The 18,033-nt window shown below is 38.2% G+C and carries 13 protein-coding genes; 10 read left to right on the top strand and 3 right to left on the bottom strand.

Annotation, left to right across the window (positions count from 1 at the left end):
- From V6260_RS16620 to ccoG, 6 genes are all read left to right on the top strand, one after another.
- Positions 1-282, top strand: a complete 282-nt coding sequence (locus V6260_RS16620; protein WP_007378333.1) for a YeaC family protein — start codon at positions 1-3, stop codon at positions 280-282.
- Entirely contained in the window at positions 272-2,953 is a 2,682-nt protein-coding gene (locus tag V6260_RS16615; protein ID WP_341595192.1) for a DUF349 domain-containing protein, read from the top strand. Before V6260_RS16620 ends, V6260_RS16615 begins: the two co-directional genes overlap by 11 nt.
- A 366-nt stretch (positions 2,954-3,319) precedes the next feature.
- Positions 3,320-3,874, top strand: a complete 555-nt coding sequence (locus V6260_RS16610; protein ID WP_341595191.1) for a DUF1439 domain-containing protein — start codon at positions 3,320-3,322, stop codon at positions 3,872-3,874.
- Between the two features lie 68 nt (positions 3,875-3,942).
- Positions 3,943-5,247 (top strand): AarF/ABC1/UbiB kinase family protein, encoded by a 1,305-nt coding sequence (locus V6260_RS16605; protein ID WP_341595190.1) that lies wholly within the window; start codon positions 3,943-3,945, stop codon positions 5,245-5,247.
- A 93-nt stretch (positions 5,248-5,340) separates the two neighbouring features.
- Positions 5,341-6,759 (top strand): sigma-54 interaction domain-containing protein, encoded by a 1,419-nt coding sequence (locus V6260_RS16600; RefSeq protein ID WP_341595188.1) that lies wholly within the window; start codon positions 5,341-5,343, stop codon positions 6,757-6,759.
- A 146-nt stretch (positions 6,760-6,905) separates the two neighbouring features.
- Positions 6,906-8,288, top strand: coding sequence for a cytochrome c oxidase accessory protein CcoG (ccoG, locus tag V6260_RS16595; protein WP_341595187.1), 1,383 nt, complete (start codon positions 6,906-6,908; stop codon positions 8,286-8,288).
- A gap of 66 nt (positions 8,289-8,354) precedes the next feature.
- On the opposite strand, the gene V6260_RS16590 is transcribed toward ccoG, so the two are convergent.
- A complete protein-coding gene (locus V6260_RS16590; RefSeq protein WP_341595185.1) occupies positions 8,355-9,275 on the bottom strand; it encodes a M14 family metallocarboxypeptidase in 921 nt (306 codons plus the stop codon).
- A gap of 518 nt (positions 9,276-9,793) precedes the next feature.
- Here V6260_RS16590 and V6260_RS16585 point away from each other — a divergent pair.
- Positions 9,794-12,370, top strand: a complete 2,577-nt coding sequence (locus V6260_RS16585) for a UvrD-helicase domain-containing protein (protein ID WP_341595184.1) — start codon at positions 9,794-9,796, stop codon at positions 12,368-12,370.
- A gap of 50 nt (positions 12,371-12,420) precedes the next feature.
- On the opposite strand, the gene V6260_RS16580 is transcribed toward V6260_RS16585, so the two are convergent.
- Both V6260_RS16580 and V6260_RS16575 read right to left on the bottom strand, forming a co-directional pair.
- A complete protein-coding gene (locus V6260_RS16580) occupies positions 12,421-12,819 on the bottom strand; it encodes a hypothetical protein (protein ID WP_341595183.1) in 399 nt (132 codons plus the stop codon).
- Between the two features lies 1 nt (position 12,820).
- Positions 12,821-13,735, bottom strand: coding sequence for a zinc dependent phospholipase C family protein (locus tag V6260_RS16575; RefSeq protein ID WP_341595182.1), 915 nt, complete (start codon positions 13,733-13,735; stop codon positions 12,821-12,823).
- Positions 13,736-14,234: 499 nt separating this feature from the next.
- Here V6260_RS16575 and V6260_RS16570 point away from each other — a divergent pair, with 499 nt between their 5' ends.
- The 3 genes from V6260_RS16570 (at position 14,235) to V6260_RS16560 (ending at position 18,014) form a co-directional block, all read left to right on the top strand.
- Complete coding sequence (locus tag V6260_RS16570) at positions 14,235-15,872, top strand: cyanophycinase (protein WP_341595181.1); 1,638 nt, start codon at positions 14,235-14,237, stop codon at positions 15,870-15,872.
- Between the two features lie 108 nt (positions 15,873-15,980).
- Positions 15,981-16,229 (top strand): hypothetical protein, encoded by a 249-nt coding sequence (locus V6260_RS16565; RefSeq protein ID WP_341595180.1) that lies wholly within the window; start codon positions 15,981-15,983, stop codon positions 16,227-16,229.
- Between the two features lie 510 nt (positions 16,230-16,739).
- Positions 16,740-18,014: a tyrosine-type recombinase/integrase gene (locus V6260_RS16560; protein ID WP_341595179.1), complete on the top strand. Its 1,275-nt coding sequence runs from the start codon at positions 16,740-16,742 to the stop codon at positions 18,012-18,014.
- Positions 18,015-18,033 lie beyond the last annotated feature (19 nt).

Below are 18,033 nucleotides of genomic sequence, written 5' to 3'. Positions count from 1 at the left end.
ATGAATATCGACAATCTTGTACAAAATATTACTCCCGAGTTATTCGAACGCTTACAATACGGTGCTTCTACTGGCAAGTGGCCAGACGGTACTGTTTTATCAGATGAACAAAAGCAACAAACAGTGCAGTTGGTTATGTTGTATCAAGCAAAGGTGGCTCAATCAAACGAGCAATTTACGATTGGTGCTAATGGTGAAATGATCCAAAAGACAAAAGCTCAACTACAAAAAGAATTCAAATCAGACAACGAAATAGCTAGGTTTAGTGAACATGATCTTTAAGCACCTTTTTACACCTAAGTGGAAACACCCAAAGCAACAAGTACGTCTTGATGCTATCGAAAAATTAGACATTGAACGTGATGCAACCATATTAAACACGTTAGCACTTGAAGATAGCTCAGCTGAAATTCGCCGTAAAGCGCTACAAAAGGTAAACAATTTGCCGCTATGGTGGAAAGCGTATAAACAAGATCAAGCATTAAAAGATATAGCAGAGCTGCAAATATCTAATGCTGTTTTAAATAGCGAAAGTACACTAACAGCGCAAATCAAAAGTGAATACATAGAGCGTTTTGCACCTGTTAAAACACTCGAAAAGTTAGCATTTGCAGAAAAAGAACTGCAAGTACGCGTTAAATTATTAAAACGTTTAGCAAATCCAAAGTTAGTAGAAAAAGCATTTAAAGAAGGTAGCGAAGAGCTACAAACTCAGTTAGTTGAACTTGTTATTACCCATCAATTAATTAAGCCATTAGTAAAACATGCAAAAGGTGATGCAAAAGCAGCACTTGAAACGCACATTGAAAATGAGCGTTTAGCAATTGAAATGCCACTTCAAGTTGAAAGTGCAACACGTGTTATTTTAGCTAAGTTAAATGCTTTACGTGAAAAAACAGATTTTGGTGTTGTAAATTCACAAGCCGGCGATTTAATGGCACAGTGGCAAGCACTTGAGCTTAAATGGTTAAGTGATGAGCGTGTTAAGCTGCTTGACGAAAAATATATTTCTATTACCACTAAGTTAGATGCACACATTGAACAATTAAAAGCGGTACATGACAAAGAGCAGCAGCAACTAGCTCAACAACAGCGTCAATTATTAGCACTTGCAACACTTGAAGCTTTGGGTGAAGAAATTGAAAATGCCTTACAGCTTGGCCTTGAAACGCCAGAGCAAATTCAACAAGATTGGCTTGATGCAAAAGTAGCGCAAGCTAAGCAAGCTATCAGCGAAACAGAACTTGCTGATAATGCTCAATCAAAACTCGCTGTAAGCAAGTTAGAAAAACTATTTACTCAAGTTGCTAAATTACCCGAGCTAACAACGGCTATTAAAGAGTACAAACTCGCTTTTGCAGCATTATGCGAAATTAAACCTGCAGAAGATTTAGCACAATACGATGCAACGCTAACTGAATTTAATAATGGCTTTAAAGCAGCGCGTAATCATTTAAATATTTTAGATGGTGCACTGCAAAGTACGTTTAAAACACAGTTAAATGTGCATAAAAAGCAATTTTTAGCACCAATGAATGAGCTAGTTAAGCCACTTGAAAAAAACCAAAGCCAAGCAAAACGCAAAGCCCGTGATGTTAAACGCCTAATTGAAGAAGGTCGTTTTAATGTTGCTTTTGGTGTGTTTAAAGGCTTTGAAGAGTTATTTAATACACTTACTGAGCAATATCAGCAGCCGCTTGTAAACATAAAAGCAGACCTTGAAGCGCAACTTGCGGATGCTAAAGATTGGCAAAAATATGCAGCAGCACCAAAGCGTAAAGCTTTATTAGAAGAAGTAAGTGCATTAGTAAGTGAAGAGTGTACAGACCCACAACAACGCGCAGAGCAAGTAAAAGCGCTACGTAAACGTTGGAATGAGTTAGGTCGTTTAGATACAGATGAAGAAAAACAACAAGGCGTGCAGTTTGATGAACAAATCGAGCTGTTATTTGCGCCTTGCCGTAGTTACTTCGCAGAGCAAGAAGTGCAACGAGAAGCATCTAAAGCACAACGTGAAAGTATTATTAACGACATGCATGCGCTCCATTTACACCCAACTGCTGGGGATGACTTTGATTGGAAGCAATATGAAAGCCAATACAATCGTTTAAATAAAGCATGGCGCAGTGTGGGTAAAGTTGACCCTAAAACATACCGTACACTAAACGATCGTTATAAAAACGAGCAACAACAAGTACTGGCTCTATTAAACGCATTTCATAAAAGTAATGCAGCACTTAAAAATGCACTAGTTGAAAAAGCGCAGCAATTATCACAAAGCGAAGATTTAGCGGCTGCTTGTCAAGAGTTGAAGCAAATGCAGCAGCAATGGCAAAACATCGGCTTTGCTGGTTTAAAGGCTGAAAATGCGTTATGGCAGAAGTTTCGTCAGTATAACGATGAAACATTTACTAAGCGTAGTAGTGAGTTTGAGCAGCAAAAGCTCGAGCAAAACGAGTCAGATAAACAAGCAATTGCAGAACTTGCTGAGCTTGAAGCAGCACTCAGTGATGTTAATCAAAGAGCGCAGTTGCATGACCTAGAAACAAAAGTGAAAGGGTATACGCAATTTAGATCGTTAGCGCCAAGGGTTACTAAGTTACTAGCTGCTATTGAGGATAAACTTGCATTGCTTACAAGTAAATCAGAGCAAGCTAATTTAGATGCATTAATTACTGCACTGGAGAACAATGAGACGTTACCAAGTCAGTATCAAGCACCGCTTAAAACAATATTAAGTAAAGAGCAACTTATTACTCGCATGGAAATACTAGCGAACGTAAGTTCAACCGATAAGTCACTTAGAATGGCAGAACAAGTAGCCATGTTAGATGACAAACATCGTGGCGATCATGCTGATTTAAACTATTATTTAAAACAGTTATTAGCGCTCAGTGACGGTTCAGTTGAACCTGACACACTAACGCGACTTAAAGCGATACTTGCAGCTTAATACGCTAGGGCGTGTTGACCTTTCGTGGTTGAATTTTCAGCAGACTGTTTGGTATTTAGGCAAGGCAGAGCCTATGTAGTGTGGTTATTCCCCATAAATAGGCGATAACGAAGCATAAGTACCAAACATGCGCTGCCCGTTGGGTTTATTCTAGGGACGATTAACTCTTTGTTACTCGGTTTTTACTTAGCCCACTAGGTTACAAACCTCGCGCCGCGATTTAATCGCCCCTAGATTGAACAAATTTCAATCCACAAAGGTCAACACGCCCTAGAACCAGTTTAATATATGCTGGTTACTATTTTACTAAGCCGCTTTAATAGCGGCTTTGTTATGTATCACTAATTCATAAACAAAAGGGTTCTCATGAGAATTTTAGTTATTATTGCAGCGTTATTTTTAACTGCCTGTAATACCACGCAAGGCATATCAGTATATTCATTTACTAACTCTGAGGTTGAGTCTGTACTGGGTAAGCAATTACCAAAGTTAAGTGAAAAAGTAAGCTTAATGGGTTTACCGGTTCAGTTTGATGTAAACGACCTAAGTGTAAATATTGGACCTGATAACCGCGGTGTTGTTGTGCTTGGTGCCGATTCGAGCGCTGAGATTAATGCATTCGCACTTAAATATCCAGTGCGTTTAAAGCTGCAAATTGAAGGTAGCCCATTTTACGACAGTGAGAAAAAAGCAGTGTTTTTACGTAATATTAAATTACTTGATTCGAGTGTAGATGCCGGTGGTTTTAAAGGCAATATAGGTGCACTTGATAACCAAGCAATGGATGTTATTAATGCTTTTTTAGCGGTTAACCCAGTTTATACATTAAACATGGATGACCCTAAAATGATGCTACTTAGTAAACTTCCACTTGATATGAAAGTGGTTGAAGGCGCAATTAAGCTAGTACCTCGTCTATAAGTAGATCTACCTACTTACAATATACGTATTAATTAGCCTGACTTTCAGGCTAATTAGGTTTTAATATTATGGCGGCTCCTCGCACTGTTCCCACTTCTCGGCTTTCCCGTTTTGCAAAATTAGGCTCACTTGCCACAGGTGTTGCTACCAATATGTTAGTTGATGGCGCTAAGAGCGCGCTAACAGGTAAAGGTTGGGATAATAAAAGCTTACTATTGCAGCCTAAAAATATTGAAAAACTAGCCACACAGCTATCACATTTGCGTGGTGCAGCAATGAAGCTCGGGCAATTGCTCTCAATGGATGCCGGTGATTTACTTAGTCCTGAATTGGCTCAGTTACTTGCTTTACTTCGCTCAGACGCGAATCCAATGCCTCATAAGCAGCTTGTTGAAGTATTAAAAGAGCAATGGGGGGATGACTGGCTAGCGCGCTTTTCTCATATTGAGTTAAGGCCTTTTGCAGCGGCTTCTATAGGGCAAGTTCATTTAGCTTATAAAGAAAATGGCGATCAGCTTGCTGTTAAAATTCAATACCCTGGTATTGCAAAAAGTGTAGTAAGTGATGTCGATAATGTTATTTCGTTATTAACGATTTCTAGTTTACTGCCAAAAGATTTAAATATTAAACCACTTATTAGTGAGGCTAAAGCGCAGTTATTAGCCGAGGCTGATTATAAGCGGGAGGCGCAATATTTAATACGGTATAAACATGCACTAGCAAGTAATCCCCACTTTAAAGTGCCTAACGTATATCCAGAGCACAGCACAGAACAAGTACTGACTATGGAATGTATAAACGCAGAACCTATTGAGAGCATTACAGAGCTACCAGATAGTCAAAAAAGCTTTGTTGCAGAGCAACTTATTGATTTGTTTTTTAAAGAAATGTTTGAATTTAAACTCATTCAAACCGACCCTAACTTTGCCAACTTTCATTATCAATTTGATACACAAAAAATTGTTTTGTTTGATTTTGGTGCAACGCGAGAAATATCATCTGAGCTTAGCCACGCTTATTTAGCCTTATTTAAAGCGGGTAGTGAAAACAACAGAGAAGGTGTACTTAGAGCGGCTTCACACATTGGTTATTTTAAAAATGACTTAGTTGATGAGTATAAAAATAACGTTATTGATTTACTTTTAATAGCGTGCGAGCCACTAAGAGTAAATGGCGAGTTTGATTTTAAAGATAGCGAACTCGCGCTTAAAATTAAAAATGCAGGGCTTGCCCTTAGTGCGCAATCTCAACAATGGCATACACCGCCCGTTGATGCGCTATTTATCCACCGAAAACTTGCAGGACTTTATTTAATAGCCGCAAGGCTAGGTGCAAAAATAGATGTAAAAACGTTATTTAAGCACTATTTATAGCTTTTTAACTTACGCGTAAGTGCACTTTAAGTAATGAGTGCACTTAGCGTATAAAATTGCCATAATGCTCGCGATATTTCGCGAGGTGTATTTATGATAAAACAATTTTTAAACGATCCTAAATTATTGCTAAACGCAGTAGGTGAGGGCATATACGGTTTTGACCTATCGGGTAATGCGGTGTTTGTTAATCCTGCCGCTGAGCGCATGACAGGTTGGTGCGCTGAGGAACTATTAGGTAAAAAAATACATCAATATCATCACCATACTCATGCTGATGGCACACCTTATCCCGCAGATGAATGCCAAATTTACTGCACCATGTTTGATGGAAAACGTCGTGAAGTTAAAAATGAAGTTTTTTGGCGTAAAGACGGTAGCTCATTTGCAGTAGAATACACCTCAACACCGGTTTATCAAAATGATAAGTTAATTGGTGCTGTAGCGGTATTTCGCGACATATCACTGCAACAGCAAACACAAAATGCACTGCAAGAGGCACTTACTCAAGTAAAGCATTTAAGTGAGCAGCTAAAAGATGAAAACAACTACTTAATTGCAGAGCTCAACGAAGACTGGCAAGACTCAGGGCTAGTTGGACAAAGCCATATATTTCAAACCATGTTAGATCAAATAAAATTGGTAAGTGAAACCGACAGTACAGTGCTTATACTTGGCGAAAATGGCACGGGTAAAGAGTTAGTAGCCCGTAATTTGTATCGGCTAAGCAAACGTAGCGAGCAAGCTTTTATAAAAGTAAATTGCGCTGCATTTACACCGAGCTTGCTAGAGTCGGAATTGTTTGGCCATGAAAAGGGCGCGTTTACAGGTGCCAATGACCGTCGTAAAGGGCGCTTTGAGCTTGCTGACAAAGGCACCTTGTTTTTAGATGAGATAGCAGAGCTTCCACTTGAGGCGCAAAGTAAATTACTGAGAGTCCTGCAAGAACAAGAGTTTGAACGCGTAGGTGGCAGCAATACGTTAAAAGTAAACATTAGAGTAATTGCAGCGACTAATCGCGACCTGTGGGAAATGGTACAAAAAGGCACGTTTAGAATTGATTTGTATTATCGGCTTAATGTATTTCCTATAAAAGTACCCGCCCTTAAAGATCGAAAAGAGGATATTCCTTATTTATGCGCTAATTTAATTGCGCAACTAAATAAGCAGCTCGGGAAAAACTTAAAAGGGCTAAGTAAAAAAGCAATTACGCAGCTGCAGGCTTACGATTGGCCAGGCAATATTAGAGAGTTGCAAAATGTACTTGAACGCGAAGCTATTTTATCTAATCAAGCGGTACTTCAGCTAAGCCAGCCTTTGCAAGCGGGTGGTGAAGTCGTTATTAATCCTTCACTTACACTCGATGAAGCGCAAAAGCAGCATATAATCTCTGTTCTTGTGTTATTGCACTGGCAAATATCTGGTGATAAAGGGGCGGCAATTAAATTGGGCTTACCTGAGAGTACACTACGCTCAAAAATGCGAAAGTTAGGGATTGCTAGAAATTCGTGATATATCGCGAATATCGCTTTGTATCGCGAGGTTGTTTTTTGCTTTTTTAAAATAATTTCTTTAATATCAATCAAGTAATTAAAGTTTCAGCTTGGTCTGAAAGTTGCTAATACTTGCTTAATACCCGTCATTATGAAGCAAGTACTATGAAGTTTGATATTAAAGAAGAAGACATGATCATTAAGCCCTATAACACCGAAGGGCCAATTTATATCCGCGAGCAAAAAGGGTTTTTTCAGCGTATACGCCGTAATTTAGGTTGGCTGTTAATGATAACTTTTATTGCAATACCGTGGATTCAATATAACGGTCAACAAGCTGTGCTGCTTGATGTGGCAACGCAAACTTTTACTATTTTTGGTTTAACACTCCTTCCACAAGATTTTATGATTTTAGCTCTGCTATTTATGGTGGGGGCTTTTGCATTGTTTTTTGTAACTAACTGGCTTGGTCGGGTTTGGTGTGGTTATACCTGCCCGCAAACAATATGGATGCTCATGTTTTCGTGGGTAGAACAGCGCATTGAAGGTACGCGAAATCAGCGAATAAAGCTGGATAAATCACAGTGGACGCTAAGCACTTGGCGCAAAAAAATTACTAAGCACAGTGCATGGATTGTTATTTCTATTTTAACTGCGACCTCGTTTATGGCGTATTTTATTCCAGCAAAAAGTTTGTATACGGAAATGCTTACGTTTGAATGGTCAGGTATTACGAGCTTTTGGGTGTTTTTATTCGCTTTTTGTACTTATGGGAATGCTGGCTTTTTACGCGAAAAAATGTGCACTATTGCATGCCCGTATTCTCGTTTTCAGGCAGTGATGTTTGATAAAGATACGTTGCTTGTAACATACGATAGCAAGCGCGGTGAAAGCCGAGGACCGCGTAAACGCAAAGCCGATCCAAAAGAGCTTAACTTAGGTGACTGTGTAGACTGTAACTTATGTGTAGAGGTATGCCCTGCAGGAATAGACATTCGAAATGGGTTACAATATGAATGTATAAACTGTGGCTTATGTATTGATGCTTGCGACGATACCATGGAAAAATTTGGTTATCAAAAAGGCTTAATTAAGTACGCTAGCGAAAAACAAATGGAAGGTAAAAAAACCAATCCATTTAGGTTAAAACTAGTAGGATATGGCGGATTAACTGCTTTGTTAATAATTTCTATGTTTGCATGGATGCTGCAACGCACACCAATAGAAGCCTCAGTACTACGCGATAGGAATGCGCTTTATAGGGTGAACTACGAAGGCCTAGTAGAAAACCCTTATACACTTACTATTATTAATAAAACGCAGCAAGCACTGCATTACAGTATTGCCATAGAGGGCTTGCCAGACGCTACGCTCTCAAGTCCAAGTTCTACACTTATACAGCCAGGTGCAATGAAAAGAGTCCCTGTAACTGTAACGGCTGATGGTTACGATATTGAGCATAAAGTGAGTAAGTTACAATTTATAGTAACAGCGCAAGAAGATGCTAGCATTACTATAACCAAAGACAGTCAGTTTTATAAAAACTAAGATTGGTAAAGTTTTATAAAAAATGCCCAAGTAGATATTCTCCTTGGGCATTTTTATTTGAAGTTTTTATTGCGTGTTTGCACTTATATATTTCAGTGCGCTTGTTATAACAGCTACCTGCGCCAAAATACATTCTTCATCTGTGGCTGTTGGACTATCAGGGTATACCTCTGTTGTGGTTACATAGGGTGCATCAGTAAAGCCCATACATAAACCAAGGTCTTGTGCTGCGTAATTAATAACGCCAAATTGCTCTTGAGGGACGCCTATTAACTGGTTGTTTTCATCGCTCGGTGCAATGTGCGTGACCTTCGCTACATTTTCGATGATTACTTTTTGAAATTCGGGCTCAGGCTTATTGGTATCAGCCACTAAATAAAACCCATCAGGTATGTTCCAATTAGTGTTTGTTGTACCTTCACGGGCAGCAAGTGCGGGTCTAAATTCACTGTTATCGCTGTCGGTTGTTTCGTGTAAATCAATATGAGCAACTAAATCTATATCGAGTGATTTTACAAACGCCATAATAGCTGCAGACTCTTGGGCTGGGCTGCCTTCGTAAAATGAGCGGTTAGGATCAATCGCATCTGGGTTCCAGCGGTTTATAGTTTCATATCCCCAAGGGCTAATGCAGGGCGCAACAATAATATTAAACTGCTCTGAGTGTTGCATAGCGGATGTTTTAGCAAATCTAAGTGCGCCATGTACGCCACTGGTTTCGTAGCCATGTACACCACCGGTGATTAAAACAGTTGGTTTATTGGCGTTAAAGTTAGGCGTTTTTAATATATATAATGGGTAAGTACCAGGGGCGTAACTAAGCTCGCCGTATTGCTCTATATCTAAGGTGCTTTTAAGATCATTAATTAGCGTTACGACTTCGTTTTGGTAACTGCGTTTAATGTTTTGGCGTGCTAACCACTGGGCTTTATCGTTGTTATTCCATTTTTTGCCAGGCATGCCAATAGGGTATGTGCTGTTAGTCATAATAAACCTTTATATCAACTCTCATTAGTCCTCATAAAAAATTAGGGACAATTACAATTAGTAAAATTACTTAATAAAGGCGTAGCTTAACGCTGAGTAAATTAGCGTGCAAATTAAAACGTTAAAGTCATATTTTTAATAGTGCTTGATTGTTGGGCTTTAATACAGCTTTGATTTGCGAACTCGCCCTAAATACTACCTAGTTGTTCACGTTTTACTTTGATCTACTAAACATATCTAAGCTTTACAGAACAGATCTATTTCAAGGTGCGAAGTGTTAAGCGAAAAAGCCTTAATTGTAAAAGTGTTTCATTATTGTTGTTAATGTAGCTAGTGCTAAGTTCTATTTGGCTAGTTATTTAAACGTGCTAACACTTGCAAATAAAAAATTAACAGGCAAGTTTTAAAAGCTAACTTACTAAATAAAGTATTTACTCAGTAAGCATCTATTTAGCGCTAAATGCATTACAAAAGAGTATGTTACAATCAAGTCAAAGCATATCTTCATATTGAGTATTATGGCGCAGTATATTGCTACTCCAAGTTGGCTAGGCCGTTTTTTTACCCGTATTAAAAACGTAAGTATTGAACAAGAGCACCTTGTTGTGCATTTTAGACGTGCTCCTGCACGAACATTTTTAATTAAAGACTTTTATAATTATTCAATACTTAAAAATCGTTTATTTAGTGCCAAAATTAATTTGTGCGACAGTAGCAATACATCAATTAGCTTTTTAAACAAAGCACAAGCGAACACTTTAAATACAGCCCTCAATATGCGGTTTTCAGCCTTGCTTGAGCAAAAGGTAAATAACGCAAAGACTTCGCTCAAGCGCTATGCTTTAGATGAGTTTTTACGCGATAGTTCCATAAAAACACTTAATAACGATGTGTTTTTACTTACCAAGCAGTACGCTAAAAGTACAAGTGTGTGGCAACAACACTTATCGCCAAGTAGTATTAAATTTTTGAATATATTGAGCACCGCCCCCAATACTCTTAATGCTATTGCACAGTTGCGCCATAAATATGAAAAAAAACAACTAACTCTTAAAAATGACTTTTTTAATCAAGTAGAGTCAAATCCATTAACAACAGAGCAGCGCTTAGCGGTAATACGCGATAACGATAAAAATTTAGTATTAGCGGCAGCAGGCACAGGTAAAACATCTGTGATGGTAGCAAAGTCTCTAGATTTAATAGCGTGTGATATTGCAAAGCCTGAGCAAATTTTGGTGCTGGCCTATAATAAAACAGCAGCCAATGAGCTTAAAGAGCGCTTTATTAAACGCGCCACGCATGCAAAATTGCACACCGAAGCACCCACTATTTTAACGTTTCATGCGCTTGGGCTTAAATTATTACAAAGTGCTAAAAAGCCAATTGAATTGTCAAAATTTGCAACTGACCCAGTTCAATTAAATGGTTGGTTAACTGGATGGGTTAGTAAAAAAATACAAACCGAGCCGCAGTTTTTAAAAACATTTATAGATTTACTCCATGAGCCGATTGATATATTTAGCTTTAAAGATAATGCACAGTACGAGCGGTACGTACGCGATAACGAATACCGCAGCCTTGCGGGTCATAAAGTAAAAAGTTATCAGGAGGTGTTAATTTCAAACTGGCTACATTTGAATTGCGTACCGCATAGTTATGAAGTGAATTATCACTTTAGCCAAGGCGCCGAGTTAAATGGGCAATACCAACCAGACTTTTATATACCTCAATACGATATTTACTTAGAGCACTTTGGCATAGATAGGCAAGGGAATACACGTGCCGATATAGATAAAAAACACTATAACGAGCAAATTGCATTTAAGCGCAAACTGCATAAACAAAATGGCACCACTTTACTCGAGACCTTTCATTACAACTGGGTAGAAGGAAAGCTAGAGCAAACCCTTGCTAAGCAGTTAAAGCAACATGATGTTGAGTTAACACCTTTAAGTAACGACGAAATATTTCATACTTTAAATAACTCAGGGCAGTTACAGCAAGGTATTGATAAGTACACAAAATGTTTACAAGCTATTCGAGTAGAGCAACTAAGTAATAAGCAAATAACACAGCGCATTAAGCAAAGTGGTATAAAAAATTACCGACAATATGCAAACTTGTTAGTGCAAATTCATGATGCTTATATAAATGAACTAAACGCGCAAAGTGCCATTGATTTTGACGACATGATAATTCAAGCAACAAAGGCGATAGTAAGCGGAGATTCTAATATTGTGTGGAGCCACATTTTAGTTGATGAGTTTCAAGATATATCAAGCGCGCGTATGGCTTTTTTAAGTGCCATATTAAAGTATGGCAAAGGAATACGTTTTACTGCAGTAGGTGATGACTGGCAAGCAATTTATCGGTTCTCGGGAGGTAATTTAGCACTTACTACGCGCTTTAATGAGTTAGTGGGTAGCCACTCACTCACTATGTTGCAAAAAACATTTAGATATAACAATAGTATTAGCGATGTAGCAGGGCGTTTTGTAATGCAAAACCCTGAGCAATATAAAAAGCAGATCAGCACACATACACAAGTAACCACACCACAAATTATTTTATTAGACGACTTATACCAAGGCACTAAATCGATAGAAATAAAAGTACAACAAGCGATAAGCACTATTCAAAAAAATGATGCATCAGCGAGCATTGCCATACTTAGTCGATATAGATACATGTTAAATAGCGTGCAGCAGCATTTGAAGGATAAAAAGCGTACAAACTCTCTTTATTTTTGGACATTGCATAGTGCCAAAGGGCTTGAAGCCGATTACTGTATTATTATAGGTTTTGAGCAAGGTAAATTAGGGTTTCCGAGCGACAATCAAAATAACTTGCTGGTGGAGGCGTTATTACCAGAGCAAGATGAATTCACTCACTCAGAGGAAAGGCGTTTGCTTTATGTAGGTATTACGCGCGCTAAACATAAAGCGTATTTAGTTGCCGACCCTTATGCATGCTCAGCGTTTGTAAAAGAACTAGTAAATGATGATTACCCCATTCAAATTGCTTCATCGTTGTTTAATAAGTCGCAACTAAAGCAAAGAGAATGCAGTACGTGCAGCGACATTTTAATTTTGTGAACCAAAGAGATATCGGCTCAATTTTAAATGTATAGCGGATATTTTATTGCCTAGTTACAGAGCTGTTGAGCGTTTATAGTTATTTTGCACTGATGAATAACTCCTGCTCCCCAATGCTGTATATCTGATTGAGCGGTACAGCCTGCATCTTCAATTAGAGCAGTATTAGCATCACATAAAAGTAGCACTGCGTTATCATCTTGTACGTTTACAATAAGCGTGTATTCACGAAAAGGTGCAAGTTTGCTTAAGTCGTTATTAACAGCAGCTTTTAACAATTCATCAGTTGTTGAATAGGATGTTTCACTAAATTTTAGTGTGCCATCAACGGCTGTAGCAATATCTTTTAATTGCGATGCTAAGTCGGCCATCACTTCTGGATTGTTGTTTTTAGGAGTGTAGCAACCGCTAAGTAATACCATAAGGCTTATATAAAGTAAGTGTTTCATTTTACATGCCCCATACTGTCATCGTGTTGTGTTCATCGTAGCCTGTATCTAGGTTCCAATTTTTAATTGCACTGTAATCAGTATCTAAAAATACAGCATTTGCAATAATGGTTATGTAGTGCTGAATATTACTAACGGCAAAGTCAAAAATATCATTGTAATGCATAGGCTCGTGCGGCGTTTTTAGTTGTTCAATAAAAGTGGGATCCACTTCGTTTGGGCGAGGATAAAACAAACCTAAATCAGCAGCAACATGGCGTGCACAGGCAAATAATCGATAGCTTTCTTCAACATTATTCACCACAAGCTGAAAACCGTTATGCCATGAATTAAAGTTAGGAGCGTGTTGCGCTGCGTAGCTTGGGTGAACCGTTAATAAAGCATGTTGCCAAATTTTTGCAATGTCGGTATCAAAATTACCGTCTTTGTTAGTACAAGATCCAATATTTTGTTGCACGCGATCAGCATAGCCTAACTCACCTAAATTTAAACGCTGCCAAATAAATGCATCTTGATTCATTTCGCAGGTGCGGTGCGCCGTTTGGTTTTGCTCGTAGGGGCCTACTTTTAATTCAACAACCGGATGCACCGTTATATCTGCAGCAACATGGGCCATATAACCGCATAACCAAGCAAAACACTTCTCAAATACTTCACCTTCAAGTGTTTTACAGTATTCAATCATGGCTTTAAGTAAATTGCCTGTGTGCTCATAGTGCATTAGGTCGGCCCACGCATTTTGGCTAGGCTGCGCTACAGCTAAGTAAGGATAATCGGGGGCTACACAGCCTAGTTCGAGGTATGCTTGGCGTTGGCTTAAAATAAGCTTTGCTTTTTTAGGCATATCCATTTTAGCGAGTGCCTTGGTTTGCGTTGCAATATTAACGGCAGTGATGTGCGCAAAAGCACCTGGCATTGTCATATCCTTATGATTTATTAATAGGGGGACAGATTAACATTGAGAAGGGGTTAAATAAAACCAAGCGAAGTGCTTGTGAGTGTTTAAAAGAGATAAAATTAACTATTTGCATGGGTCAATACTCACGGGGATAGAGTTTTTTATTGTAAGCATATGGTCACGAGGAGCGCACTGTTTTGTATTTGGTTTAAATAACTCAGCTAAAAAAAGTTACCTCTTCATTGAAAAGTCCATATTTCACCCCAGTTACATAAAACAATGCACTACCATAATTTAAACAATGGGTTTGATCAATAAATGCGCTGTTTAAATTTTTTTAGTCAATATTTATAAGGTTAAGCATGTTAACTAAACAATCTATTTAAATGAAGTACTTAACCCTATCGTTTTTCAGGGGCTTGAATTATTTAACATTTATAAAAATATATTTAGGCGCAAGTGGCTAGCTGTTAAACTACAGCACATTAGTTTTATTATTTATAGTAGAGTTTACATTATGATATGTGCATTTTTACGTGATCAACAGCCGAAGTTACTAGGCATGTTAGTGGCATTGTTTGGTGCTGGATTTTCAATAAATGCAGCGGCTCAAAAGCAAAGCCAAACTTTAATTTTAGTGGGATCAGAGCTTACTACCTGTACTAGCGCAAAGCTTAGCAATTGCCAAAAAGAAACTACTATTGATGGTAAGTCACATAATTTATATGCTGTTAGCAACTCTCAAATAAAAAATATCACGCAGCACTGGCCTAATAATAACGTTGATGTAAAAACGGCTGTTTTAAAAACACTTAAAACCATACAAAGTAAATCGTCAAATAGCGTATCAAAAACAGATTTATTATGGTTATGGCGCGATATAAATAACCAGCAATTAGAAAACCTGACTCAGCAAGAATATAACTTTGTATTTGATATGCTAGAAGTACCGCTACTTAATAAAAACGGTGAGCGTTTAAAAGAGCAAGTAAATACCGATTTTAATAACGAGGTTGCGACGAATAATATTTTACAATTTGTGTCGGGCAGTTTAAAAGTTATCAACCCAAAACCCACCATGCTTGCTATTACGGCATCGAGCCGCGACCCTTATAAGTCGGCAGATGTAGCGCAAAGCCTTTTGGCACAATCAAATATAAACACTCAATGGTTAGCACTAACGCCAGCGCTTGCTAAAGCGATTACGAGCAACTCGTGCGATGAATTACCCGCTCTCAGAAATATATTAATGAGTGTGTATAACCGGGAAGCAATTTATCCAGAGTACACAAAGGCCGAATACGCTTTATGTAAAAGTGGCACTAATGCACTTGTATCACTTATTAAAAATAGTATCGGTGTGATGTTTAATAGCGGTAATGCAGCATTAACTCACAAGGTATTATTTGATCAAAACAACAATCCATATCCGTGGACGCAAGCATTGCAAACTCGCTCAGTGATAGTCGCTGAAGGTGCGGGTGCTGCAATCCAAAGTAAAATAACGGGCATGCTTACAAATATGACAAGCCTTGGGGCTCTTCGTAAAAGTGAAACTAACGCTAATGCTGGTGGACTTGGTAGCTTTAACTTTGGTGTACTAGATACTCAATTTAGCGAACAAAACCGTACATTTAGGCTCGCAGCGACGCTAAATAATAGCGAATCGAGTAATACTAAAACACAAATACAGCATGGTTTTGGTATTGATGAAAATACAGCTTTGGTTGTTATTAAATCGCCAGAAGGTAGTTTAATGACCGTAATAGGTAAAAGTGGTGTAGTGCACTTAACTGAGCAAGGCAAGTCTCAAAAAGATAGTAATAACTATCGTTATTCGTACTGGCCTGTTAGTAGCGTAATTGATATTACCAACAATACGTTTACTCTGAGTGAGCGAACTATAAGCCAAGCGTTACCCGAGATAAAAATACCGCCATTGCCAGTGCAGCGTTTTGGTGCAATTTTAACAAACTCAAAACTGCGCTCACTTACTCAAGCTATGTGTTTAAGCCAAGAGCAAAGTGCGGTAGCCCAACAAGACGAGTTCATAATTAGCCTTACAGCAACCAGTGACACGCAGTATCATCGTGTAAATGCAAAAGAGTTTGGTTGTGCGCTAAGCAATTTAGAGTTAGCTATAAAGTCGATTTAGTGACTAACCTGAGCCAAGGGTTTAAGTTTTTGGCTCTTCTCTATAAAATAGCCCCATAATGATTTAAAAGCCTCGCCAAGTGCGGGCCTTACTAAAAAGAGTTTTAAAATGAATAAAGAAAATGACGTAATTGATACTTTAGCCGAACTAGAAAGCTTTTTATTAAATGTGGAAAACGGCGGTCTTGGGCTTAAAGGTGTTTCGGGCGTTGGTATGGCTACAAATAACAAAGATGGCAACCGTTTCGTTGCTGTATTTGACGATAACCAACAGCTACTTCTAGCACGCATGATTACAGAAGACGTATTCAACACAGGGCAAGACATGGTACGAAATGGTGTAGGGCGCAAGCACTAGTACTTTAATAAAAAAGCGCTTAGAGCGCTTTTTTATTTTAATTTCAATAAATTAAAATAAATGATTTCATACAGAACCCACAAAAGCCACTTCAAGTTAATATCAATTAAATACAACCCCTCAAAAACCACAAAACTTGCCAGCTAAACTCAGTTCTATTAAATGCGCTTAGATAAATAAGATAGTGCTAAAGATAAATTGTAGAATCAAAACAGATGAGTTTTGGCTATATTTTGAAGAGAAGTTTAACTTATTGATATAGGGAGAATTAAATGGTCGGTATGGAGAGATTCGAACTCTCGACCCCTGCCACCCCATAAAAGTTACGATTAGATTTAAGTAGAGTTAAGTAGCTACAAGTAGTACTGAGTTTTCATTTAACTTATTGTTTTAAATGGTTTAAATTTAATTTATTAGTGTAGGTTAGCTCTAAGTAGAATTAAGTAGTTGAATACGGGTGATGCTACATATATGCTGCATGTACTTTATGTTTAATATTTGGTGCTACATATGTCTGTCGTGAAAATGTTATTAACTGATTCGTTATTAAGCTCAGTCCCTGAACCTATTAAACGGATAAATGACACAAAGTTAAGTGGTTTTCATGCGCGTGTAGGTAAAACACAAAATGATAAAAAGCGTAAAATTGCACTTTACTTAAATTATCGTTTTGGTGGCATCAAAGGTAAACAGCGTAATTACCATTTAGGATACTTTGGTGAGTGCGATTTAAAAGATGTTCGCAAGGAAGTTGAAAGCTTAAAAGGGCGAGTTGCTTTAGGTGAAGACGTATACGAAACAAAGCAGCTATCACTAAAGCAGCAGTTTATCGAAGATACATCCCCAACCGTTGAAGAGCTTGCCCAAGAGTTTATTGAAAGAGACATTAAAGTTAACCGAAAAGACGTAGATCCCGTAATGAGAATGTTCAAAAAAGACATTTTGCCCTTTATTGGAAATTATAAACTCAAAGAGATAACTCGGCGTGATGTTCTTAATAAGGTGCTTGACCCAATAAAAGATCGGGGCTCAAATACCCAAGCAAATAAAACACTCTCTATTTTAAAACAAATGTTCGACTTCGGTGTTGAGCGAGACCTTATGCAGGGCAATCCTGTTAGTACGGTTAAAAAGAAAAGTGTAGGCGGCCTTGAAAAGTCTCGAACCAGAGCGCTTGAGTTTGAAGAAGTTATTCAAGTATTTGAGCGCCTACCAAAGCTAGGTATAAGCCAGCAAGTTATTTACGCATTAAAGTGCATAACGTTAACCGGTTGCAGGCCAATAGAGGTCACAGGCGCACAATGGCAAGAATTTGATTTTGACAAAATGATATGGACAATCCCAGCTGAGCGAGTAAAGCAAAACAAAGATGGCGAGAGAACCCATAAAGTGCCAATTACTCAAAATATGGTTATTCTGCTTGATGAATTACGTGCAGCATTTGGCTATCTTAATTCTAAATATGTATTCCCGAGTACAACAACTAATAAATCAGGCCCAGGTGAGCAACCGATTGACAGGCACTCACTGTCACGCTCCATAAGCCGTAAATTAGAACAATTAGGAGTCCCAAAATTTGTACCTCACGATTTACGCAGAACGGTTGCGACTCGCTTAGGTGATACTGATATTGGAACAGATCCGATAGTAGTTGAAAAGATACTAAATCATCAGTTACAAGGTATGCAAAAAGTGTATAATCTTCAAGAGTATATGGAAAAGCGAACCATAGCTTTAGAAAGTTGGAGTAGGCGATTAAAGCGTGTTGTTTCGATAGGTACTTAAAATATAAGAACTAACTAAG

The sequence above is a fragment of the Pseudoalteromonas aliena genome (genome assembly GCF_038155085.1).
Taxonomy (GTDB): domain Bacteria; phylum Pseudomonadota; class Gammaproteobacteria; order Enterobacterales; family Alteromonadaceae; genus Pseudoalteromonas; species Pseudoalteromonas aliena_A.
The sequence above is the reverse complement of the archived record's forward strand: the minus strand, read 5'-3'. Positions and strand labels throughout refer to the sequence as shown.

Excerpts from the sequence above, each read along its gene's own strand:
- V6260_RS16620 (WP_007378333.1), top strand. The coding sequence starts at position 1 with ATGAATATCGACAATCTTGTACAAAATATTACTCCCGAGTTATTCGAA.
- V6260_RS16615 (WP_341595192.1), top strand. The coding sequence starts at position 272 with ATGATCTTTAAGCACCTTTTTACACCTAAGTGGAAACACCCAAAGCAA.
- V6260_RS16610 (WP_341595191.1), top strand. The coding sequence starts at position 3,320 with ATGAGAATTTTAGTTATTATTGCAGCGTTATTTTTAACTGCCTGTAAT.
- V6260_RS16605 (WP_341595190.1), top strand. The coding sequence starts at position 3,943 with ATGGCGGCTCCTCGCACTGTTCCCACTTCTCGGCTTTCCCGTTTTGCA.
- V6260_RS16600 (WP_341595188.1), top strand. The coding sequence starts at position 5,341 with ATGATAAAACAATTTTTAAACGATCCTAAATTATTGCTAAACGCAGTA.
- ccoG (WP_341595187.1), top strand. The coding sequence starts at position 6,906 with ATGAAGTTTGATATTAAAGAAGAAGACATGATCATTAAGCCCTATAAC.
- V6260_RS16590 (WP_341595185.1), bottom strand. The coding sequence starts at position 9,275 with ATGACTAACAGCACATACCCTATTGGCATGCCTGGCAAAAAATGGAAT.
- V6260_RS16585 (WP_341595184.1), top strand. The coding sequence starts at position 9,794 with ATGGCGCAGTATATTGCTACTCCAAGTTGGCTAGGCCGTTTTTTTACC.
- V6260_RS16580 (WP_341595183.1), bottom strand. The coding sequence starts at position 12,819 with ATGAAACACTTACTTTATATAAGCCTTATGGTATTACTTAGCGGTTGC.
- V6260_RS16575 (WP_341595182.1), bottom strand. The coding sequence starts at position 13,735 with ATGCCAGGTGCTTTTGCGCACATCACTGCCGTTAATATTGCAACGCAA.
- V6260_RS16570 (WP_341595181.1), top strand. The coding sequence starts at position 14,235 with ATGATATGTGCATTTTTACGTGATCAACAGCCGAAGTTACTAGGCATG.
- V6260_RS16565 (WP_341595180.1), top strand. The coding sequence starts at position 15,981 with ATGAATAAAGAAAATGACGTAATTGATACTTTAGCCGAACTAGAAAGC.
- V6260_RS16560 (WP_341595179.1), top strand. The coding sequence starts at position 16,740 with ATGTCTGTCGTGAAAATGTTATTAACTGATTCGTTATTAAGCTCAGTC.